17 protein-coding genes and 2 pseudogenes are annotated in these 21167 nt (G+C 66.4%); 9 read left to right on the top strand and 10 right to left on the bottom strand.

Annotated elements, in window-relative coordinates; genetic code table 11:
* Nucleotides 1-2541 (top strand): ATP-dependent chaperone ClpB (gene clpB / locus AC1DKD_RS22675; protein ID WP_477143729.1); only part of this gene is annotated, 2541 nt, incomplete at its 5' end.
* A gap of 151 nt (nucleotides 2542-2692) precedes the next feature.
* Here clpB and AC1DKD_RS22670 read toward each other — a convergent pair.
* Nucleotides 2693-3061, bottom strand: a complete 369-nt coding sequence (locus AC1DKD_RS22670) for a hypothetical protein (protein WP_441630753.1) — start codon at nucleotides 3059-3061, stop codon at nucleotides 2693-2695.
* Nucleotides 3062-3180: 119 nt separating this feature from the next.
* On the bottom strand, nucleotides 3181-4122 hold the full coding sequence (locus AC1DKD_RS22665) for an energy transducer TonB (protein ID WP_477143728.1): 942 nt from the start codon (nucleotides 4120-4122) through the stop codon (nucleotides 3181-3183).
* Nucleotides 4123-4262: 140 nt separating this feature from the next.
* Here AC1DKD_RS22665 and AC1DKD_RS22660 point away from each other — a divergent pair, with 140 nt between their 5' ends.
* Nucleotides 4263-4547 (top strand): RNA ligase family protein, encoded by a 285-nt coding sequence (locus AC1DKD_RS22660; protein ID WP_441630749.1) that lies wholly within the window; start codon nucleotides 4263-4265, stop codon nucleotides 4545-4547.
* Between the two features lie 380 nt (nucleotides 4548-4927).
* Here the strand turns inward: AC1DKD_RS22660 and AC1DKD_RS22655 are convergent, their stop codons facing one another.
* Complete coding sequence (locus tag AC1DKD_RS22655; RefSeq protein ID WP_441630747.1) at nucleotides 4928-6238, bottom strand: EAL domain-containing response regulator; 1311 nt, start codon at nucleotides 6236-6238, stop codon at nucleotides 4928-4930.
* On the bottom strand, nucleotides 6235-8985 hold the full coding sequence (locus AC1DKD_RS22650) for an ATP-binding protein (protein ID WP_441630745.1): 2751 nt from the start codon (nucleotides 8983-8985) through the stop codon (nucleotides 6235-6237). Before AC1DKD_RS22650 ends, AC1DKD_RS22655 begins: the two co-directional genes overlap by 4 nt.
* Before the next feature lie 335 nt (nucleotides 8986-9320).
* Here AC1DKD_RS22650 and AC1DKD_RS22645 point away from each other — a divergent pair, with 335 nt between their 5' ends.
* From AC1DKD_RS22645 to AC1DKD_RS22630, 4 genes are all read left to right on the top strand, one after another.
* Nucleotides 9321-10487 (top strand): LuxR C-terminal-related transcriptional regulator, encoded by a 1167-nt coding sequence (locus AC1DKD_RS22645; protein ID WP_441630743.1) that lies wholly within the window; start codon nucleotides 9321-9323, stop codon nucleotides 10485-10487.
* Nucleotides 10488-10789: 302 nt separating this feature from the next.
* The gene (locus AC1DKD_RS22640) at nucleotides 10790-11302 is read left to right on the top strand and encodes an AmiS/UreI family transporter (protein WP_035873613.1); all 513 of its coding nucleotides are present in this window, start codon (nucleotides 10790-10792) and stop codon (nucleotides 11300-11302) included.
* 117 nt (nucleotides 11303-11419) lie between these two features.
* Nucleotides 11420-12652 (top strand): formamidase, encoded by a 1233-nt coding sequence (gene fmdA / locus AC1DKD_RS22635; RefSeq protein WP_035873612.1) that lies wholly within the window; start codon nucleotides 11420-11422, stop codon nucleotides 12650-12652.
* Nucleotides 12653-12767: 115 nt separating this feature from the next.
* Nucleotides 12768-13091, top strand: coding sequence for an FmdB family zinc ribbon protein (locus AC1DKD_RS22630; protein ID WP_441630740.1), 324 nt, complete (start codon nucleotides 12768-12770; stop codon nucleotides 13089-13091).
* Nucleotides 13092-13174: 83 nt separating this feature from the next.
* On the opposite strand, the gene AC1DKD_RS22625 is transcribed toward AC1DKD_RS22630, so the two are convergent.
* Together AC1DKD_RS22625 and AC1DKD_RS22620 are read right to left on the bottom strand one after the other, a co-directional pair.
* On the bottom strand, nucleotides 13175-15379 hold the full coding sequence (locus AC1DKD_RS22625; protein ID WP_477143727.1) for a TonB-dependent siderophore receptor: 2205 nt from the start codon (nucleotides 15377-15379) through the stop codon (nucleotides 13175-13177).
* 425 nt (nucleotides 15380-15804) lie between these two features.
* Nucleotides 15805-16110 carry a helix-turn-helix domain-containing protein gene (locus AC1DKD_RS22620; protein WP_477143726.1) on the bottom strand — a complete coding sequence of 102 codons (306 nt, stop codon included), beginning with the start codon at nucleotides 16108-16110 and terminating at the stop codon, nucleotides 15805-15807.
* Between AC1DKD_RS22620 and AC1DKD_RS22615 the strand changes: the two genes are divergently transcribed.
* Nucleotides 16109-16720 (top strand): hypothetical protein, encoded by a 612-nt coding sequence (locus AC1DKD_RS22615; RefSeq protein ID WP_441630734.1) that lies wholly within the window; start codon nucleotides 16109-16111, stop codon nucleotides 16718-16720. The genes AC1DKD_RS22620 and AC1DKD_RS22615 overlap by 2 nt on opposite strands.
* 131 nt (nucleotides 16721-16851) lie before the next feature.
* On the opposite strand, the pseudogene AC1DKD_RS22610 reads toward AC1DKD_RS22615, so the two are convergent.
* Together AC1DKD_RS22610 and AC1DKD_RS22605 are read right to left on the bottom strand one after the other, a co-directional pair.
* Nucleotides 16852-17746: pseudogene (locus AC1DKD_RS22610) on the bottom strand (methyl-accepting chemotaxis protein); the annotation flags it as partial.
* A gap of 91 nt (nucleotides 17747-17837) precedes the next feature.
* Nucleotides 17838-18752 carry a LysR family transcriptional regulator gene (locus tag AC1DKD_RS22605; protein ID WP_441630733.1) on the bottom strand — a complete coding sequence of 305 codons (915 nt, stop codon included), beginning with the start codon at nucleotides 18750-18752 and terminating at the stop codon, nucleotides 17838-17840.
* Between the two features lie 104 nt (nucleotides 18753-18856).
* Here AC1DKD_RS22605 and AC1DKD_RS22600 point away from each other — a divergent pair, with 104 nt between their 5' ends.
* Nucleotides 18857-19156, top strand: a complete 300-nt coding sequence (locus tag AC1DKD_RS22600; RefSeq protein ID WP_441630731.1) for a hypothetical protein — start codon at nucleotides 18857-18859, stop codon at nucleotides 19154-19156.
* 61 nt (nucleotides 19157-19217) lie between these two features.
* Nucleotides 19218-19988, top strand: a complete 771-nt coding sequence (gene tam / locus AC1DKD_RS22595; RefSeq protein ID WP_477143725.1) for a trans-aconitate 2-methyltransferase — start codon at nucleotides 19218-19220, stop codon at nucleotides 19986-19988.
* 18 nt (nucleotides 19989-20006) lie between these two features.
* Here tam and AC1DKD_RS22590 read toward each other — a convergent pair whose 3' ends face one another.
* Nucleotides 20007-20216: a hypothetical protein gene (locus tag AC1DKD_RS22590; protein ID WP_441630729.1), complete on the bottom strand. Its 210-nt coding sequence runs from the start codon at nucleotides 20214-20216 to the stop codon at nucleotides 20007-20009.
* 346 nt (nucleotides 20217-20562) lie between these two features.
* Nucleotides 20563-21167, bottom strand: a pseudogene (locus tag AC1DKD_RS22585) (hypothetical protein); the annotation flags it as partial.

The raw sequence follows: 21167 nt of genomic DNA, 5'->3' as shown, positions 1-21167 counted from the left end.
GCCCAGAGCCTGGCGATCGGCAACGACAACCAATATATCGACCCGCTGCACGTGCTGCGCGCTCTGCTTGCGCAGAACGACGGCGCCGCACGCGCGCTGCTGTCGCGCGCCGGCGTCAACGTCGGCGGCCTGACCACCGCGCTCGATGCCGCCATCAAGCGCTTGCCGCAGGTTCAGGGCACCAGTGAGGTCCAGGTCGGGCGCGAGCTTAACGCGCTCTTCAACGCCACCGAGAAGGAAGCCATCAAGCGTGGCGACCAGTTCATCGCCAGCGAACTGTTCCTGCTCGCCGTGGCTGACGATAAGGGCGAGGCCGGCCGCATCGCCCGCGAGAACGGCCTGGCGCGCAAGTCGCTCGAGACCGCCATCGAAGCCGTGCGCGGCGGCGATTCGGTCAACAGCGCCGACGCCGAGACCCAGCGCGAGGCACTCAAGAAGTACACCGTGGACCTCACCGAGCGCGCCCGTATCGGCAAGCTCGACCCCGTGATCGGCCGCGACGACGAAATCCGCCGCGCCATCCAGATCCTGCAGCGCCGCACCAAGAACAATCCTGTGCTGATCGGCGAGCCGGGCGTGGGCAAGACCGCCATTGTGGAAGGCCTGGCCCAGCGCATCGTCAATGGCGAGGTGCCGGAAAGCCTGAAGAACAAGCGCGTGCTGGTGCTTGACATGGCGGGCCTGCTGGCCGGCGCCAAGTACCGCGGCGAGTTCGAGGAACGGCTCAAGGCGGTGCTGTCGGACATCGCCAAGGACGAGGGCCAGACCATCGTTTTTATCGACGAACTGCACACCATGGTCGGCGCSGGCAAGGSCGARGGCKCGATSGACGCRGGCAAYATGCTCAAGCCCGCGCTGGCGCGCGGCGAGTTGCACTGCATCGGCGCCACCACGCTGGACGAATACCGCAAGTACATCGAGAAGGATGCCGCGCTGGAGCGCCGCTTCCAGAAGGTGCTGGTCGACGAGCCCAGCGTGGAGGCCACCATCGCCATCCTGCGCGGCTTGCAGGAGAAGTATGAACTGCACCACGGCGTGGAGATCACCGACCCGGCCATCGTCGCCGCGGCGGAGCTGTCGCACCGCTATATCACCGATCGCTTCCTGCCCGACAAGGCGATCGACCTGATCGACGAAGCCGGCGCGCGCATCAAGATGGAAATCGACTCCAAGCCGGAGGTGATGGACAAGCTCGAGCGCCGCACCATCCAGCTCAAGATCGAGCGCGAGGCGGTCAAGCGGGAAACCGACGAAGCCTCCAAGAAGCGTCTCGAACTGATCGAGCAGGAAATCGGCCGCCTGGAAAAGGAGTACGCCGACCTCGAAGAGATCTGGAAGGCCGAGAAGGGTGCCGCCCAGGGCGCGGCCGCGCTCAAGGAAGAGATCGACAAGATCCGCCTGGAGATCACGCGCCTGCAGCGCGAGGGCAAGCTCGACAAGGTAGCCGAGCTGCAGTATGGCAAGCTGCCCGAACTCGAAGGCAAGCTGAAGGCCGCCACCGCGGCCGAGGCCAGCGAGCAGAAGCAGCCCAACAAGCTGCTGCGCACGCAGGTTGGCGCCGAGGAAATCGCCGAAGTGGTGAGCCGCGCGACCGGCATCCCCGTGTCGAGGATGATGCAGGGCGAGCGCGAGAAGCTGATCAAGATGGAGGACTACCTGCACCGCCGCGTGGTTGGCCAGGACGAGGCCGTGCGCCTGGTGTCGGACGCCATCCGCCGCTCGCGTGCCGGCCTGTCGGACGAGAACAAGCCTTACGGCTCGTTCCTGTTCCTCGGTCCTACCGGCGTGGGCAAGACCGAGCTGTGCAAGGCGCTGGCCGAGTTCCTGTTCGATTCGCAGGACCACCTGATCCGCATCGACATGAGCGAGTTCATGGAGAAGCACAGCGTGAGCCGGCTGATCGGCGCGCCGCCGGGATACGTGGGCTATGAAGAAGGCGGCTACCTGACCGAGGCCGTGCGCCGCAAGCCGTACAGCGTGATCCTGCTTGACGAAGTCGAGAAGGCCCACCCGGACGTGTTCAACGTGCTGCTGCAGGTACTGGACGACGGCCGCCTGACCGACGGCCAGGGGCGCACGGTGGACTTCAAGAACACGGTGATCGTGATGACCTCCAACCTGGGTTCGCACATCATCCAGGCGATGACAGGCGAGCCGCACGAGGCGGTCAAGGGCGCGGTGTGGCAGGAAGTGAAAACGCATTTCCGGCCCGAGTTCCTCAACCGCATCGACGAGGTGGTGGTGTTCCATTCGCTCGACCAGCAACATATCGAGTCGATCGCCCGCATCCAGCTGGAGCGGCTGACGGCACGGCTGGCGCGCATGGACATGACGCTCGAGGTGAGCGAGGCTGCCATCGCCAAGATCGCCAGCGCTGGCTACGATCCGGTGTTCGGGGCGCGTCCGCTCAAGCGCGCGATCCAGCAGCAGATCGAGAACCCGGTGGCGCGCGCCATCCTTGAGGGAAAGTTTGCCGCCAAGGATGTGGTGCCGGTGGATTACCAGGACGGAGAGTTCGTCATCGGTACGAAGGCCCACTAACGCTCACCAAGGCCCACCAAGGCTCATGCCAGACAAACAAGCCGCCCCTTGCCGGGGCGGCTTTTTGTTTTCCTGCGTGTAATAAGAATTAACAGAATTCCATCCGGTCCGTTGCGCCTGTGCTACAAGCAGCGCCGGCTGCCGCGGGCGGCTAGCGGTGATAGGGGTAGGGGTGGTGATAGGCGTACCAGTCGCGGCGTCCCCACCAGCGGCGCCCGTCCCAGTAACGGTCCCCATGCCACCCGATGACCACCGCGGGTGCGACCACCACCGGGGGGCCGTAGGCGGGGGGCGGTCCGTAGACGGCCGGGGGAGGCCCATAGCCAGGCGGCGGGGCCGGATAAACCACCGGGGGCGGCGGAGCCGGATAGGCCGGGGCGGCATAGACGGGTGCCGGCGCCACGATCACCGGCGCGGGCACACCGATATTCAGGTCAACATCGACGCGTGCCAGAGCGGGCTGGGAGGCCGCCCAGGCCAGCGCTCCGATACCCAGCGCGTAGAAGAAACCATGTCTCATTTCGATCCTCGTCGTGCAGTAGGCAGGATCTGACTTTAGTCCTGCCGCTGCCTTGCCGCAGGATACAACTGTAACGATATTTCACGCGGGGATTCGGATGCGGCGGGTGCCAGGCGAGGTCACGCCGAACGCTCGTTCTTCAGGCGGTACAGCGGCATCAGTTGCCTGACGCAGGCGTTCGCCGCCGCCTTGCTTTCCACGTCGATCACGCGGGAGACGGCATCCTTTATGCGGCGCAGGCCTCCGTTTTCAAGAAAGGCTTTCAAGTCCCGGTTCTCCATATACCGGTTGAACTCGAGCAGGTCGGCCCCGGTAATCCCCGCATCCGCCAGCGCCTTGCCCGACAACGCCGCTTCCTTGGTCTTGCGCCCGATCGGAGAGCCGAGCAAGCGCGCCAGCCGCATCGTCAGGCCGGGATCCTGTATCTCCGCCGCCAGCGCAGGCCTGACAGCCTTCTCCACCAGATCGGGCGAGAGCTTCGTACGGGTGCATTCCACGTAGCGGTCTTTCGGGATCGGTCCGATCTTCGCAGGCAGCCTTGCGAACGCCTGGTCCAGGCCGACGGCAAGGATGGCGCCGACATCGAACGCGCGGATCAGCGCGGTGACGGCTTCATCGTAGGTAGGCGGGAACAACTGCGGCGGCYCCGCAACCCTATCTTCGGTGGCTACCGCAAGCTGCTCTGGCTGGGGACGTCTCGGGACGTCGGCGTTGTCGGGCGGGAAACTGACCTGCACCACGGCGGTGCCGGGGATGGCTTGCCCGGTTTCGGCGCTCCAGAACGGCTGGCAATCGGCCTTGCGCAGGTTTGCCAGGGCCAGGCCGTCGAGCATGGCGTTGCCGGAACTGACCTTGATGGACACCGACGCCACCTTGCCTGTTGCCGCGATGGACATCGATACCGACGCGCGGCCGCGGATCCCGGCCCGGCCGAGTTCCGCCGGATAGGCTGGCCATTCGGTGTAGCACTGGGACTTCGCTTCGGACGCGACGTCCTCGATGGTGAACGCGCGCAGCGGCGCCGCCCGGCCGTCGTGGCTGTAAGCGAGTGCCAATGCCATCAAGACCGCCGGCAAGATCGCAGGCCTCCCGATCAGCCCAGGGGCCGGAACGCGGTGGGGAAGCGMTTCCGGTTCGCCAGCGCCCCGGTGAACGGCCGGGCCTGGGTGACTGCATCGGCGACAGTCGTTCATGGATTGAATTGGCTCGTTTTGTATTTCCTGCAGATTATGCCGGGATCGGCGCGCAGTCACAGCCCCCTTCGCACCGTGGCGTAATCGATGCGACGCATTCGATCCGTTACCGGGACCTGGCTTCCTTCTTCATGGGATTCTCGGTCTGGAACGCGCGGAACGTATGCCTCGGTTCGGAAGAGACGGTGGAGTGGTTTGCCTTGCTCGGCGTCGAGCCGGTCCCCGTGCTTCAAGACGGCAAGTTCGACACCACGGCGATCCAGGCGCTCTCGCGCGGGACACCACGCTCATAAATGCAGCCATCGAAAGAGTGTTGCATCGATGGGAGGTGGTGTCCCCGGTGGAGGCGCACTCGGTGACCTACGATACCGGCAGCCAGAAGGACAACACTACGTGGGCTTTGATCAAGCGACTGGAAAGGGATTGGCTTCCACCTGCCCGAGTCCTTCATTCTTGGCCTGTTGTGCGGTTCACCGCCAAACACCCGAGGCAGGAGCCCGGTGCGCGAATCGCGCACGCCGGGATCTGTGCGGGGGGTGCCTAGTAATGGGCATTCCTACCGCGACATAACGCCCAGTGGAACGTCGTGGAAGAGGTTGGCCCTCCTGTCGTTGCGGGCCGGGTGGGTGGCAGGCAGCGGCCAAAACCCAGGCAGGAACCTGCCGTGCCATCCCTACTTCCGCGCGGCCGCCTTCATCCACGCCGTCGTCTCCCACGCTGTGCCCAGCACGTCTCCCTGCCCGTGGTCGCAGCCTTCCCACTTGAAGAACTGCAGCTCGTCCGTGCTGGCCAGCCCGTTGGCCAGCACCTGCATCCCGAGCGTATGCGCCAGCGCGATCACGGCTCGCGCGATGGCGGCGCGCCTGGCGTCGGTGGCCACGTTGCGCACGTAGCCAAGCGGAATCTGCAGCCGGTCGGGCAACAGGCGCTGCAGGTTCTCGAGGGAGATCGGCGTGTTGCCCACGTCGGCCAGCGTGACCGCCGCGCCTTGCTCCTGGATCCGGGCGCAGGCGAGGCGGGCGGCTTCCGTGGCCGTGCCCAGCAGGATGCCGGGTAGCTGCAGGTCGAGCTGGTTGCCGGGCTGGCCGGTCTCGCGCAGGGACTGCCTGAGCAGCTCCGGCAAGGCCAGCAGCGCGGATTCCTCCGCGCCGGCCACCTGCGGCAGCAGGATGGGAACGCTGACGCGGGTCGGGCTGGATACGGCGGCTTGCGGGTCGGTGTGCCAGGCTTGCGCAAGCTCGCAGGCGCGGCGCAGCAGCGCGGCGTTGATTTCGGTAATCAGGCCGGGCCGGCGGATTCGGCAGGCGATCTCGGTATGCGGCATCCAGCCGCGCGCTACCGGCCACTCCGGCAGTAGTGCGATGGCAGCAATGGCGGCGGAACTCAAGTCGAACTGGGACACCGCTTGCAGCCGGTACTGCCCGCCGCGCAAGCTCTCTTCTATGGCGTCTTCCACGCCCGGGCCGCCGGATGGCGCAGCGCTTGCGAGGTCCGGCAATGGACGGGCGGCGGACACGCCACCCTCCGGTTGCAGCGCATTGGCCTGCTGCAATGCCTTGACATACTGGTACGTGCGCAGGCCGCCGATCACGACGGACGTCAGCTTCTGCGCTGTCAGTTCTGTCTTGAGAAAGTAGCCATTGATCTCGTATCCGGTGATGACCTCGCGCTCCGGCGCCATGCCCGGATGTCCGGTGCGCAGCACGATCTGCAGGTCGGCGTTGCGCAGTTGCTCGCGGATGTAGCGCACCGTCTCCAGGCCGGCGTCATCGGTTTCCATCACCACGTCGAGCAGCACCAGCGCCGTGTCCGGATGCGCGGCCAGGTACGCCTTGCATTCTTCGCCGGAGTAGGCGCTGTGGAACTGGATCCCGCGGCCGGAAAACGTCAGGTCCGCCAGCACCAGCTGCGTGATCTCGTGCACGTCGGGATCGTCGTCGACCAGCAGGACCTGCCACGGGGGCACAGACAAGGAGGTGTTCATGACGGACTCTTTACGGACGCGATCGGAATGGTGGCCTTCGTGGCGGGCGTGACTCTCGGCATCCGGATGGTGAAGACAATGCCTCCGCCATCCTGGCTGACGCCGTTGCCCACCGCGATGGTGCCGCCCAGGCGCTGCGTAACCAGGTTGTAGACCAGGTGCAGGCCCAGCCCGCTGCCGCCCTTGCCGCGGCGCGAAGTGAAAAAGGGTTCGAAGATCTTCTCGTGCAGCGCGTCCGGTATGCCGCAACCGTTGTCGGCGTAGCGGATCACCACCTCGTCGCCGGGCGCGTGGCGCGCGGCGATGCGGATGGCGCCGCGGACTGGGCCTGTGTCGCCGCCGCCGAAGGCGTGCACCAGCGAGTTCATGATCAGGTTGGTGAGGATCTGGGCGATCGCGCCAGGGTAGCCGGTCATGGCGATGCCCGCCGGACAGTCGATCTGCAACGCCACGCGCGTGTCGCGCAGCCTGGGGTCGAGGCTGACCACGGTTTCGCGGATGTAGTCGCCGAGATCGAAGCTGCGCCGCTTTTCGCTGGTCTGGTCGACCGCCATCTGCTTGAAACTCTGCACCAGCTCCGCCGCGCGGTTGGCGTTGGACAACAGCAGCCGGGCGGATTGCGCGGCGTCCGACAGGTAGCGCTCCAGCTCCGCCGGCGTCAGCCCGCCGCCTGCCACCAGCGCCTGCGTGGCGCTGGTGCGGTCCTGCAGGTAGGACGCGGCGCTGACGGTAATCCCCACCGGCGTATTGATCTCGTGCGCGACCCCCGCCACCAGTCCGCCCAGCGATGCCATCTTCCCGGCTTCCACCAGGTCCTTGCGCGCGGATTCGAGATGCCGCAGCGATTCCATCAGTTCGGCTTGCGCCAGCTCGCGGCTCTCGTGCGACAGCACGATCCACCACGCGCCGAATGCGAGCAGGGGCAGGGTGGCCGAGTACACGCGCAGCAGCAGGTCCCCGAGCCCGCCGGCGGACGGCGGGGCGCCCTCGCCGAGGAGCCGGTAGGCCAGCAGGAACACCGCGCCCATGGCCGCCGACGCGATCACGAACAGGCCGAGGAAACGCACCAGGCGGCGCAGGAAATGCGGAGGCAGTATCCGCAGGAAGCTGCTCTCGCGCGGCGATGCCTGCGTCTGCGCGGCGGCGCCGGGCGCCTTGCAGGCATCGTGGCAATGGTTGTCCAGGCCGCAGCACAGCGAGCAGATCGGCCCCTCGTAGAAGGGGCAGTGGGCCATGTCCGGCGCTTCATAGTCGCGCTCGCAGATGCAGCAGCGCAGCGGCTCGTCGGTGCTGGCGGCGCGGATCTGCGGTTCCTGGCGCGCGATATAGTAGCGGCCGCCGGTCGCATAGGCGATCAGGATGGCGCTGGCGAACGAGGCGCCCATCGCGATAAAGGCCGAATAGGCTTGCGCCAGGGGGCCGAGCAGGCCGGAGTAAGCGCCGATGCCTGCCATTGAGGCGATCAGCATGGCGCCGCAGCCCACCGGGTTGAATGCGTACAGGTAGGCTCGCCGGAATTCGATGTGGCGCGGGCTGATGCCCAGGGGCTTGAGCACGACGAGGTCGGCCGCCAGCGCGCCGAGCCAGGCGATCACCAGGTTGGAATAAACGCTGAGCACGGCCTCCAGCGTGCTGAAGATGCCCAGCAGCGTCAGCAGCAGCGCGATCAGTACGTTGAACACCAGCCATACCACGCGGCCCGGATGGTAGTGCGCCAGCCGCACGAACACATTGGACCAGGCCAGCGAGCCCGCGTAGGCATTGGTCACGTTGATCTTGATCTGCGAGACCACCACGAACAGCAGCGCCACCGCCATCACCAACTCGGGCTGGTCGAAGACCTGCCCGTACGCCCACACGTACATGTGCATGGGTTCCATGGCCTTGCCGGTGGCCAGGCCGGCCTGCACCGCCAGTACCGCCAGCAGGCTGCCCGCCAGCACCTTGAGCCCGCCGATCAGGATCCAGCCGGGTCCCGCCAGCAGCAGCGCGCTCCACCAGCTCCACCGGTTCTGCGCGGTGCGCTCAGGCAGGAAACGCAGGTAGTCCACCTGCTCGCCGATCTGTCCCATCAGCGAGAACAGCACGCCGGTGGCGGCGCCGAAGGCCAGCACGTTGAAGGCGGGCGAGGCGCCGTCGCGCCCGGTGAAGGCGGCCCATTGCGCCAGCACGCCAGGATCGTGGCGCAGGATATAGACGAACGGCAGCACCAGCAGCAGCACCCACAGCGGCTGCGTCCACATCTGCAGCTTGTTGATCAGCGTGACGCCGAAGAACACCATCGGCACGATCACCAGCGAGCAGACCAGGTAGCCCAGGGTCAGGTTCAGCCCGGTGGCGATGGTCAGCGCCTGGGCCAGGATGGCCGATTCCAGCGCGAAGAAGATAAAGGTGAAGGACGCGTAGATCAGCGAGGTGATGGTGGACCCGGCGTAGCCGAAGCCCGCGCCGCGCGTGAGCAGGTCGATGTCCACATTGGCCACGCTGGCGTGGTAGGCCACGGGCAGGCCGATCAGGAAAATCAGCAGGCAGACCAGCAGGATGGCCGGAAACGCATTCTGGAAGCCGAAGCTAAGCGTGATGCTGGCGCCTATCGCCTCGAGCGCCAGGAAGGACACGCCGCCGATGGCTGTGTTGGCCAGCGTGAACGGGGACCACCGCCGGTACGAGCGCGCCGCGTAACGCAGCGCGTAATCCTCCAGCGTTTCATTCGCGACCCAGGATTGATATTCTCGTTTGATGCGCATGGCGTGGGGGCGTCGGGTGCGATGCGGGTCCGGGGAAGCGTATGCGATCGGGGTCGAATGGATGCGAGTCGAGGCGGAGGGTTGGCAGCGAGCGCTTCGATTATTGACTGAATCCTGTCCCTGCGCAATGACATGCATCCCACGCGCGGGAGGGGACGGACGCAGCGATAGCGCACGGCCGGAATGCTGCGCGGCAGCAGACGCACGCGTCTTGACTTTTGAGGTTCCAGCGGAAACACTGGCCGGCAATCCTCATTTTGAAGAGAGCGGGGCAGACGGCATTTACCCGAGCGCTGCCCGAATCCACTGTGCCTGAAGTCATGGAGGACGCGCGGTTGACCGCCAAGAATGCCGATAGCGCCGATCCCCTGAACGGTGAGCTGGTCTACCGCATCCACGCCGCGCGCGACGACGAAGGGTTGCGCGGTGTCATCGCGCTGCTGCGCGACCAGTTCTCCGCGGGCACGGCGGTGCTGGCACGGCGGCACCTGGCTGGGGGACAGGGAGCGGTACTGTGCGGCGCGCCGGATGATGCGGCGTTCTTCCGCACCTTCGCGGAATACTCGCCACGCAATCCCTGGTTTCTCTCCAGCAATGCCTACCAGCCGCTGCAGGTGATCGGCGGCGACGACATGCTCAGCAGCAGCGACCTGGTCAGGACGGACTTCTATCATGCGCTGCTGCGGCCCCATCAATACCTGCACCGCCTGTGCGGGGTCGTCGCCCGCGAGGCAGACGTGGTCTATTTCCTTGAGCTGTACCGGCGCGAAGACCAGCGGCGATTCAGCGCAAAGGAAAAGACCGAGTTCCGCGGGCTGCTGGCGCATATGGCGCTGTCGCTGGAGAACCGCTGGCAACGGCACAGCGCCACCGACCTGAGCCAGGCGCTGATGCGCATCATCGACGGCCATCCCAGCGCTACCTTCCTGGTGGAGCAGGACGGACGCATCGTCTATTGCAACCGCAGTGCCCAGGCGCTGTGCGGGCAGGGCAGCGGGCTGTACCGGGACGGGGACTATCTCGCCGCCGTCATGCCCACCGATCACCGTGCCTTGCGCGAGATGCTGGCCGGGCTGGCGCGCGGTGCCGGCGACATGCGCGATGCCCACGCGGGTCATGCCGCGCTGGTGCCGACCCAGGTGCTGTCGGTCTGCGCGCCGGGATTTGCGTTGCCCACCACACTGACGCTGCAGGCCGCCGACGCGTCCTTGCGTACCGGCCTGGGCGAGGAGCGCGCGGTGGTGGTGGTCAGCGCGCGCCGGCAGGGCACGGAGCACGCGCACCACGATTGCCTGTTCGCGCGCCAGTTCAAGCTGAGCGAGGCCCAGGCGCGGGTCAACGCGCTGGTCTTTGCCGGCCACTCGATCGCCAGCCTGGCCGAGGTGCTGCACGTCTCCGATAACACGGTGCGCAGCCACCTCAAGCAAATCTTCCAGAAGACCAACACGCACGGCCAGATGGAACTGGTGCGTTTGCACGCCCAGCACTGCCCGCCGGCCTGAGCGCCCGGACGCGGCAAAACCCTTGCGGGCCGGGGTCCGCGCAGGCCCGCATTGGCGCGGCGCACCATCCTTCCCCGGCGCGAACCGACACGCGTGTTTCGTATCCCGCTTGCGCCGTTGCCTCATGCGCCTGGGTGAACTCGCCTCACCCAGCCGGATGAGACGGAAATCCTCGCCGTGAGGGATTCGCATGAGCACGGCCCAGCATATAGTTGATCCGTCGCCACACGGCAGCGCGCGGCGCCAGGGCCACGAACACGAACACCCAATAAAACAAGACCACCTTACGGGGGAGACACGCCATGCTAGGCCTGACCTTGCTGTACGTCGGAGCAGTGCTATGCCTGAACGGCCTTTGGCTGCTCGGAAAAATTGGCGACCGCGAGATCTGGGTCGTGAATATCTTCGCCGGCGGGGTAACGATGCTGGTGTCGCTGCGGCTCATTTTTGGCGGCGAGGCGGATAGCGCATCGATCAAGGCCGGCGCGCTGACGCTGCTGTTCACCTTCACCTACCTGTGGGTTGCGCTCAACCGCTTCAATGGTGCCGACGGGCGCGGCCTTGGCTGGTTCAGCCTGTTCGTCTCGGTCACGGTGATTCCCGTCGCCATCGACGCGCTGCGCAACGCGAACTCCGTCTGGGACACCTGGTTCGCCTGGTGCTGGGTCGGTTGGGGCGTGCTGTGGTTCCTGTATTTCCTGTTGCTCGCGATGCAGCGCCCCATCCTGAAGTTCACCGGTTTCGCCACGGTCCTGGCAGGCATCGCGACCGGCTGGCTGCCGGGCTATCTGCTGCTGAGCGAGTCATTCAAATAGACAGCAACGGGGCGCGTAATCGCGCACGACGAAGCGGGTTCAGGCAGCCACCACGGCTGCATGGTTTCACGGCCGCAATCCGGCGATTGACCGGATCCACACCAAGGAGACAGGCAAATGGCAGATACCCTTATCAAGGTCGATCTCGCGCAGTCGGCGTACGAGAACGAGAAGGTGCACAACCGCTGGCACCCGGATATCCCGATGGCCTGCTGGGTCAATCCCGGCGACGAGTTCATCCTGGAAACCTACGACTGGACCGGCGGTTTCATCAAGAACAACGAGTCCGCGGACGACGTGCGGGACATCGACCTGTCGATCGTCCACTTCCTGTCCGGGCCGGTGGGCGTGCATGGCGTCGGGCCGGGGGACCTGCTGGTGGTCGACCTGCTCGACGTGGGCGCCAAGCAGGAGAGCCAGTGGGGCTTCAACGGCTTCTTCTCGAAGAAGAACGGCGGTGGCTTCCTGACGGACCATTTCCCGCAGGCGCAGAAGTCCATCTGGGATTTCCACGGCGTCTACACCACGTCGCGCCACGTGCCCGGCGTGCAGTTCGCGGGGCTGATCCACCCGGGGCTGATCGGTTGCCTGCCCGATCCCAAGCTGCTGCAGACCTGGAACGAACGCGAGGTAGGCCTGATCAAGACCGACCCGGACCGCGTGCCGCCGCTGGCCAACCCGCCGTTCGCCGCGACCGCGCACATGGGCAAGCTCCAGGGCGACGGCGCGAAACGGGCGGCGGCAGAGGGCGCGCGCACGGTGCCACCGCGTGAGCACGGTGGCAACTGCGATATCAAGGACCTGTCGCGCGGCTCGCGGGTGTATTTCCCGGTGTATGTGGATGGCGCGGGGCTGTCGGTGGGCGATCTTCACTTCAGCCAGGGCGACGGCGAGATTACCTTCTGCGGCGCCATCGAGATGGCGGGGTGGGTGCACATGCGGGTGAACGTGATCAAGGGGGGGATGGCGAAGTACGGCATCAAGAATCCCATCTTCAAGCCCAGCCCGATCACGCCGACCTACAACGACTACCTGATCTTCGAGGGGATCTCGGTCGATGAAAGCGGCAAGCAGCACTACCTGGATGTCAACGTCGCCTACCGGCAGGCCTGCCTGAACGCGATCGAATACCTGACCAAGTTCGGCTACTCGCGCGCGCAGGCCTACGCCATCCTGGGCACGGCGCCTGTGCAGGGGCATATCAGTGGCGTCGTGGACATACCCAACTCCTGCGCCACGCTATGGATACCGACGCAGATCTTCGACTTCGATATCCGGCCGGAGGCCAATGGACCCACTGTGCATATCAAGGGAGGTGCCGATGTGCTCCTCTCACCCGACCTGGCCTGACGTAGCCTGACGAGCGCCGGGTCGATGTGAAGCGATCTGAAGCAACCGGCGGCCGGCGCGGATTCCCGTATTCGCACGGACCGCGCCGGCCGGTTCCAACCGAGCGGAGACCTGAATGCCCATTTATGAATACGCGTGCGTGGATTGCGGCACCTTCAGCGCGGTGCGGCGCATCGACGATCGCGATGCGCCTCAGGCGTGTCCCGGCTGCGGCCAGGAAGCGCCGCGCATGGTCACGGCGACGATGCTGGCGCTGATGCCGTCGGCCCGGCGTGCCGCGCATGCCGGTAACGAGCGCAGCGCCCATGCGCCGGTCAGTTCGCAGGGGCACCGCCACGGGCCCGGCTGCGGCTGCTCGGGGGGGAGTGCCCGGCTGGCCGGCAAGCCGGACGGCGCCAAGTCCTTTCCCGGCACGCGGCCCTGGATGATCAGCCATTAGCGACGCCATCTGGCGACGGGCTACGCAAGGCACGGATCGAAGGAAGGCAGCAAGCGCGCGGCCTGGCACCCCCGCGGCCGGATTCAGAAGCGGTAGGTCACGCTGCCCACAACGGTCCGCCGCGCGCCGAAGTAGCAGTCGCCACGTGCCAGGCAAGTGGTGACGTATTGCTTGTCGAACAGGTTGGTCAGGTTGAGCGCGACGCGTAGCGGGCCATGGTCATAGGCGAGCATGGCATCGAACAGCGTCACGCCGCTGACCTTGTTCTGGTCCGTGCCGTCGTAGCTCGGGCCGACATAGCGCACGCCGCCGCCGGCGGCGAAGCCCGGCAGTTCGAACAGGTTGAACTTGTAGGTTGCCCACAGCGAGGCCATGTTCGACGGCGTGCTGGCCAGGCGCTTGTCGATTTCGGCGGCGCTGCCTTCGGTCACGCGGGCGTCCAGGTAGGTGTAGCTGGCAATCACGTCGAGCCGGTTCGACAGCGAGGCCGTGGCTTCCACTTCAATGCCGCGCGTACGCGCCTCGCCCACCTGCACGGTGTCCGGCATGCCGTTGACCACGCCGGCGGTCTTGCGGTTCTTTTCCCGCATGTCGAAGGCGGCCACGGTCAGCATGGCGTTCTTGCCCGGCGGCTGGTACTTGATCCCGGCCTCCCACTGGGAGCCGCGCAGCGGCTTGAAGGCCTGGTTGGCCTTGTTGAAACCGGCGAGGCCCTGGAAGGATTCCGAGTAGCTCACGTATGGATTCAGGCCCATGTCGGACTGGTACATCAGGCCGAATCGCTTAGTCAGTTCGTTGTCGTCGCGCGAGGCCGACGGCGTGTTGTCCTGCGATGCGCGCGACCAGTCGTAGCGCAGGCCAAGCATCAGCAGCCACTTGTTCCAGGAGAGCTGGTCCTGGAGGTAGATGCCGGTCTGCGCCTGTGTGCTGGGGTTGAGATCGCGTGTCGATGCCGGCGCGACGAAGTTGCCGTAGACGGGATTGAATACGTTGAGCGGCGCGGCGGTGCCGCCCACGCCGGTGCGGCCGGTAATCTCGGCGTGCTGGTAGTCCAGGCCGGTGAGCAGCCGATGGCCGATGCTGCCCGTCCGGAATGTCGCCTGTGCCTGGTTATCGATGGCAAATGCGTTCAGCGTGGGCTGGTTCAGGTAGACCGTGCGGCGCATCAGCGTATCGCTGCCCGGCACCCAGCCATGCGTCGCGCCGGTAAAGCCCGCCGCATAGATGCTGCGGTAGTCGACCGTGCTGTGCGAATAGCGCAGGTTCTGGCGCACCGTCCAGGTGTCGCTCGCCTTGTGCTCGAACTGGTAGCCGACGGAGGCCTGTTCGGCGGTGTACCGGTCGAAGCCCGGTTCGCTGCTGAACAGGTGATCGGGAATCTGGCCCGCCGGGTTGGAGTACAGCGTCCCGCGCCAGGGATAGAAGCCCACCGACGTGCCGCTTTCATCTCGCTGGAAGTTGGCAAGCAAAGTGAACGACGTGTCGGCACTGGGCCGGAATGTGAGGGAGGGCGCGATCAGGTAGCGGTTGTCCTTGACGTAGTCGACCTGGGTATCGCTGTCGCGCGCAAGGGCCACCAGCCGGTACAGCCACTTGCCGTCGGCATCCAGCGGCCCGGTCAGGTCGGCCTGGACCTGCTTGCGGTTGTAGTTGCCGAACTGCACGCCGATCTCGCGGGCGRCTTCGGCCTGCGGGCGCTTGCTGACAAGGTTCAGGATCCCTCCGACCGCGCCCTGGCCAAACAGCATCGACGACGGGCCGCGCAGCACGTCGATGCGTTCCAGCCCGTAGACGTCGGTGCGCACGTTGTTATAGAAGCCGACCTGGTTGAGCAAACCGTCCTGGTATTGCGTGAAGTCCGTACCGCGGAACTTGCCCCAGTCGCCCCGGTTGTCATTGCCATACGGGCCGGCATAGACGCCGGCGCTGTAACCCAGCGCCTGCTGCACCGACTGGGCGCCTTGCGCTTCGATGCGGTCGCGGGTGATCACGGAGATGGACTGCGGCGTTTCCATCAAGGGAGTGTCGGTCTTGGTCGCTGTCGCGCTGCGTTTGGCCACGAACCCGTGCACCGGGCCGGTCGGCGTTTCGTCGGCGTTGCTGGCCCRCACCGTCACCGCTGGCAGCTCCGCTGCATCCGCCTTGCCAACTGACGGCTGGGCCGCCGGCGCCTGGGCGAAGGCCGTACCGATGGCCTGGAGGCTCAATGCCACGGTGGTCAGGGAAACGGTGTGGCGCCTCCGGCGGGGTTGGCGGAGTGCGGCGCGCTTCGGCATGTTCAGGTTCATCGGTATTTTCAGGATGTTTCGAGACGGCCGGGGAGATGGCGGGAAACCGTTGGCCTGTTGCTTTATAAATAGAAATACAAATCATTATCAATATCGTTTGCATTGTAACTGAATGTGTCGAAAAGAATACAAAGGTGATAGCGCGACAGGGTTATTGGCCTGCCGGCCGCATTGGCTTACCGGCGCGGGCCTGCGCGCGCCCCGGGCTCCCTTGAAGTGGAAGCGGAAAACGCGCGCGAGACGCAGCGCGGCGGCAGACCGCCACTTGCCGCGTCAGCGGGATAGGCAGGCGATCGCGCTGCGCAGGGGGAGGTGGAGCAAGGATGGCCGCGTCGCCCCCGGTTGCCGAAGCCTGACCTCGGTACGAGGCATCGACGAGGCGGAAGGGGGCGTGTCTGGCGAGGCGGTGGCCGTCGCCAGCGCGATTAACGGTGCATGAGCGCGAGCCTTACGAGTTCCACGCTCCGGCTGCCGTTCATCTTGAACTTCAGGGAGGCGACCTGCTTGCGGACCGTGTTCTCGGATACGCCGTTCTGCACGGCGAATTCAGYGGGCGACTGTCCGGCGACGAGGCCGGAAAGCACCTTGGCGTCCGGGGACGCCCGGTGTTCCCTGAAACCGCGGAACCGGCCGTCGCTGGCATGGCCTAGAATTGCCTTGCGAGACCAACGCGTCGCGAGCGGAGGGGGCCGAATGGCACGGTTTTGCAGCAGGCTCATCCAGGCAGGCATGCTTGCCTGCGTGCTCGCGTATTCCGCGTCCGGGCTGGGCGGCGAGGACGTAGCGCTATTGCCCGTCAAGCTCCCGCGGCACGTTGAGATTCAGTTGCCGAAGGGATGGACGCTGTTGTCGGAGGCGCAAAGCCGGGGCCGCGAGGTGACGCTCGATGCCGCGACCGACATCACGCGCCATGCATCGGGGGGGGACCGGCTGAACCTCCTTCACGCCGTGTCGAACCCCAGTGGCCCGTATGCAGCCGTCGTGATCAACTCGATTCAGCCGCCGGGCGTTTCGTTCAGGCAGGTGCGCAAATTCGATGAGGACATGCTCAAGGCGTTCGGCGCAGGCTTCGAACGCTTGATCCGGGATTCGCTCAGGAAGTCCGGCAGGCAATTGCTGTCGATCACCAGTCCGCGACTTGAGACGGTTGGCGGCTGGCCTGCCATTGCCATCAGTTACACTCGAAGCGGCGACCAGGGCACGATTTACGTGCAGCACTTCGACATCTATACGCCAGACCAGGAGCTTCTGCTGATCCTGGCCTGCCGCGACGCGGGGCGCGGCACATGGCTGCCAGTGCTCGAACGGATCACGAAGTCGCTTGTGGCCGGCGAGAACTAGGTCGCCGGACTGATCCGGACGCGCATTCAGGTACCCGCGCACCTTGCGCGGCTGGCTTGCCGCGAACGCCAGGCGGTCGCGCAGCGCATGGGAACTGGCCAGGCACTGACGCGGGCGAGCGTGCATCGGCTTCAGAAGGACGACCAGTCCGAAGCCGATGAGGATGCCGCCGGCGCAGCCGCAGCGCTTGCACGCGGCGCAACCCCCCGCGGCGAGACAGTGACGGCCTTCGGCGCGGGCGCGCGGCTGGCGGCGCTGGCCACGGCCTGGTTGCCCAGCCTGAAGACGGCCACCGTGTCCTTCAACCTGCTGGCTTGCTCCTCCAGCGATTGCGCGGCGGCTGCCGCCTCCTCGACCAGCGAGGCGTTCTGTTGCGTCACTTCGTCCATCTGGCTCACCGCGTGCGCGACGTGGTCGATGCCGCTGTTCTGTTCGACCGATGCGGCGGAGATCTCGCCCATGAGTGCGCACCTCGCCGGCGACGACGGCAAAGCCGCGCCCCTGTTCGCCCGCGCGAGCCGCTTCCACAGCCGCATTCAGCGCCAGGATATTGGTCTCGAAGGCGATGCCCTCGATGATGCTGATGATGTCGGCAATGCGGGTGGAGCTTTCGTTGATCTCRCCCATGGTCGCGACCGCGTTGCGGATCACTTCGCCGCCGTGGTTGGCGGTTTGCGTTGCTGTTGCCGACAGCACCGTGGCCTGGCGCGCGTTATCGGCGTTCTGCTTCACGGTGGTGGTCAGCTCTTCCATGCTGGCCGCGGTTGCTTCGAGCGAGGCGGCCTGCTGCTCGGTGCGCGATGACAGGTTGACGTTGCCCGCGGCGATTTGCCTGGTTGCCGCCGCGATCGTTTCGCTGCCGGTGCGTACCGACAGCACGGTTTGCGCCAGGCCGTCCTGCATCTGGGAGATGCCCGACAGAAGCTGGCCCATCTCATCTTGCGAGCGGATTTCGACCGGCCGGCTCAGATCGCCCGCGGTAGCCGTCCGCGATGGCGGAAAGGCGCTTACGGAGGGCTGGTGTACCAGCGCCGGAGCACCGGAAATCCGCTCTTCAGGGCCTGTTGTCTGCCGGGCAGATCAGGGATGCCCGCGAATCAGGCCATGATGCCGGTCTTCACGCGGCCGGCCCTTCCGGCGGCAGCATCTCGTACACCAGCGCGCGCAAGCGCATGACGGCTGCCGGCAGGTTGGCCTGGCGCATCGCCAGGTGCAGCGGGGCAGTCAGCGACGGGCTGCCGGCAAGCGCGCGGTAGGCGATGTCGTCGCCGCCCAGGCGGCGCATGGAGGCGGGTACCACAGAAACACCAAGGCCTGCCGCCACCAGGCTCAGCGTGGCGGGCAGGCGCGGCGCTTCCTGCGCCACCAGCGGGCTGAAGCCCGCCGCGCGGCATGCGGTCAGGATGGCGTCGTACAGCCCCGGCCCGGCCGGGCGGCGGTAGAGGATGAACGGCTCGCGCGCCAGCGCCGATAGCGGCAAGGCGCCGGCATCCGCTGCCAGCGGGTGCCCGGCCGGCAGCGCGGCCAGCATCGGCTCCTCCAGCACGGCATCGAGCAACAGCCCGGTGGTGCTGCCCACCGGCGAGCGCACGAAGGCCGCGTCGAGCCGCTCATGCAGGATCGCGTCCACCAGTTCGCTGGTGCCGGCTTCCTCCAGCGTGACGGCAACGCCCGGCACGCTCTCGCGAAACCTGCGCAGCACGGCGGGGACGAAAGGGTGCGAGGCGGCGGAACTGGTGAAGCCGACGGCGAGCCGCCCTTGCTCCCCGGCCGCGGCACGGCGCACCACCTCGGCCACGCCTTCGGCTCGCGCCAGCACCGCGCGGGCTTCCTCCAGCAACGCCAGCCCGGCCTCGGTAGGCCGCACACCACGCGGCAGGCGCCGCATCAGCAATACGCCGAGTTCGGCCTCCAGGCCGCGCAACAAGCGCGTGAGCGGCGGTTGCTGCATGCCCAGGCGCTCGGCGGCGCGGGTGACGTGTCCTTCTTCGGCCAACGCGACGAAGGCGCGCAGCCGGCGTAGCTCGATCATTGCGATACTCTCAGGGTATGGATTTTGTACTCAGGATGCATTGGAAATCATAGCAGTTCGGGCCTATGCTGACGGCGTGAATCGCATCGCGCTGGAGCACGGCCATGCAGCAAGACAGGGTTGGAGGGCAGGATCAGGCCGGGGATGCCGGTTTGCCTGCCGCGTCGCATGCAGGCAATCTGCTGGAATTCCTGGCCTGGCTGGCAGCCGGGCCGCGCACCTATGCCGACACCATGGAGGCATGGCGCACTTCCTGCCCGCGGCTTTCCGCGTGGGAGGACGCGAACGCGGCCGGCCTGGTCGACATGGAGTGCGCGGCGGGCGTGCCGCGCGCGCAGGCTGTGGTCCTGCTCACCGCGAAGGGCAAGGCCGTGCTGCGCCGGGCGAGGCCGCCATCGGCGTGAAGAACGCCAGCGTATCGACGCATTCACCAAGCACCGGAACCGAACCCGCAAAGGAGCAGCAATGACTTGGTCAGCCAGGCAGTACGTGAAATTCGAGAACGAACGGACCCGTCCGGTCCGGGACCTGCTGGCCGCCGTGCCAGGGCGCGAGCCGCGCGTGGCGGTGGATATCGGCTGCGGCCCGGGCAACTCGACCGAGGTGCTGGCCGCGTGCTTTCCCGGCGCCCGCGTGACCGGGCTGGACAGCTCGGCCGACATGGTCGAGGCCGCGCGCAAGCGGCTGCCGGAGCTGAAGTTCGAAGTCAGCAGCATCGAAACCTGGGACGACCCGGGACCCTACGATGTGATCCTCGCCAACGCCGTGCTGCAATGGCTGCCCGACCACGCGCGCCTGCTGCCCGCGCTCGCCGCCAAGCTGGCGCCGGGCGGCAGCCTGGYGATCCAGGTGCCGGACACGCTGGACACGCCGGCGCACCGCCTGATGCGCGACGTCGCCGCCGACGGCCCGTGGGCCGGCAAGCTGGCCGCCGCCGCGCAGGCGCGCACCGCACTGCCGGGCGCGGCCTGGTACTACGCGCTGTTGCGCGCGCACTGTGCCACGGTCGATGTGTGGCACACCACTTACCATCACGCGCTGGCGGATGGCCCGGCCGCGATCGTGGAGTGGTTCAAGGGTACCGGCCTGCGCCCGTTCCTGGATCCGCTGGACGAAGCGGAGCGGGCGGCCTACCTGGAGCGCTATACGGCGGAAGTGGCGCGAGCCTATCCGCCGATGGCGGACGGCTCCGTGCTGCTGCCGTTCCCGAGGTTCTTTATCGTGGCGACACGTTAGCGGTGAAACAGGCGGGCTTCAGCGGCCCGCTGTCAGCTTGCATTTGGTAGCTGGAGCGAGGACTACGATCGGTTTTTCATCAACCAAAGCGGACGAAGGCACATCGACGATATCCTCATGCACCGTGACAGGCATGACGACCGTGTAAGTCCGCCAATCCAGCCACGCGTAGCCGGTCGCCGACATCGCAGCGAGGAACGCGAACACGAGAACCGGGACGGCAACCAACAGCGTCTGCGCTCCGGTTGCGGTTGGCGCATGTTGCCCAAGGAATATAGACCCTGGCAGACCGCATATCGGCGGCGGCAGCTGAAGGCATGCCGTTAGGTTACTGGCGCTGGCGTGACTTCGCCGGTTTGCTGGCGTTGGCTTTGACTAGTCCGCCGATCATTTTCCTGATCGAATAGATGGACACGATCGGCTCGTGCCCAATACCTCGATCCTCGGCGATGACGCCCGCATTTAACAGACCGTGCTCCGGTCACGGCAACCCGGTCGGCACATTGTTCGCCAATCGGTGCCGAACACCATTCAAAAAATGGGTGCCTGYCGCGCCGGCCGGGACTGGTCCCCGTTACAGCTCGCTAAAGATGGCTCGGTCCCGCAGGTAGCCACCGCCCTCCCGCCGCGTGTTGGTCTGGCTCACGATCACCCAGTCGCGCAGGTCTCCGACATCCGCATCGGTCTGCACCGGGAAGACGGCGCCAATCTCGGCCTTGCAATTCGGCCCCTGGTCAACCTCCGGCGGCGTCATCCGGCGGTCGATCCAGGCCCGGTTTTCCTTGTAGATCTTCASCTCGAACCCGCTGAGCGGCCGGTTGGCCGCATGCTTGCGGCACACATTCTCGATGGCCGTGTTGCGATCGAGCTCGGTCACGGCSCCTGCCATGTAGAAGCCCGCCAGCGAGTCATGCATGTGGTCCTCGAACAGCGCATGGCAGCCATCCGGCGGCGGCACAGGATCTTCAAAGTGSGACATCGCAGCGGTCTCAAACGGCGTCARCGCTTTGGCCATATTGGCGGCGAGTACCTGCATCAGGTTGGCCCCGGCACGCTCCTGGGGCGACAGCATGAGCGGGTTGCGATCCCCATAAGGGGAACGATGGGGCGCGGCCCGGTATCGCACCAGCACCAGGTCGCCCTTGAGGCGGTCATTCGATTCCTGCAGGTCGGCCTGGT

It is taken from the genome of Cupriavidus sp. 05T313, from assembly GCF_056396665.1.
The sequence above is the reverse complement of the archived record's forward strand: the minus strand, read 5'-3'. Positions and strand labels throughout refer to the sequence as shown.

Bases quoted from the DNA above. Each gene is read 5' to 3' on its own strand.
- AC1DKD_RS22670 (WP_441630753.1), bottom strand. From the start codon at position 3,061: ATGAGACATGGTTTCTTCTACGCGCTGGGTATCGGAGCGCTGGCCTGG.
- AC1DKD_RS22630 (WP_441630740.1), top strand. From the start codon at position 12,768: ATGCCCATTTATGAATACGCGTGCGTGGATTGCGGCACCTTCAGCGCG.
- AC1DKD_RS22640 (WP_035873613.1), top strand. From the start codon at position 10,790: ATGCTAGGCCTGACCTTGCTGTACGTCGGAGCAGTGCTATGCCTGAAC.
- AC1DKD_RS22600 (WP_441630731.1), top strand. From the start codon at position 18,857: ATGCAGCAAGACAGGGTTGGAGGGCAGGATCAGGCCGGGGATGCCGGT.
- fmdA (WP_035873612.1), top strand. From the start codon at position 11,420: ATGGCAGATACCCTTATCAAGGTCGATCTCGCGCAGTCGGCGTACGAG.
- AC1DKD_RS22615 (WP_441630734.1), top strand. From the start codon at position 16,109: ATGCTTGCCTGCGTGCTCGCGTATTCCGCGTCCGGGCTGGGCGGCGAG.
- AC1DKD_RS22650 (WP_441630745.1), bottom strand. From the start codon at position 8,985: ATGCGCATCAAACGAGAATATCAATCCTGGGTCGCGAATGAAACGCTG.
- AC1DKD_RS22655 (WP_441630747.1), bottom strand. From the start codon at position 6,238: ATGAACACCTCCTTGTCTGTGCCCCCGTGGCAGGTCCTGCTGGTCGAC.
- AC1DKD_RS22605 (WP_441630733.1), bottom strand. From the start codon at position 18,752: ATGATCGAGCTACGCCGGCTGCGCGCCTTCGTCGCGTTGGCCGAAGAA.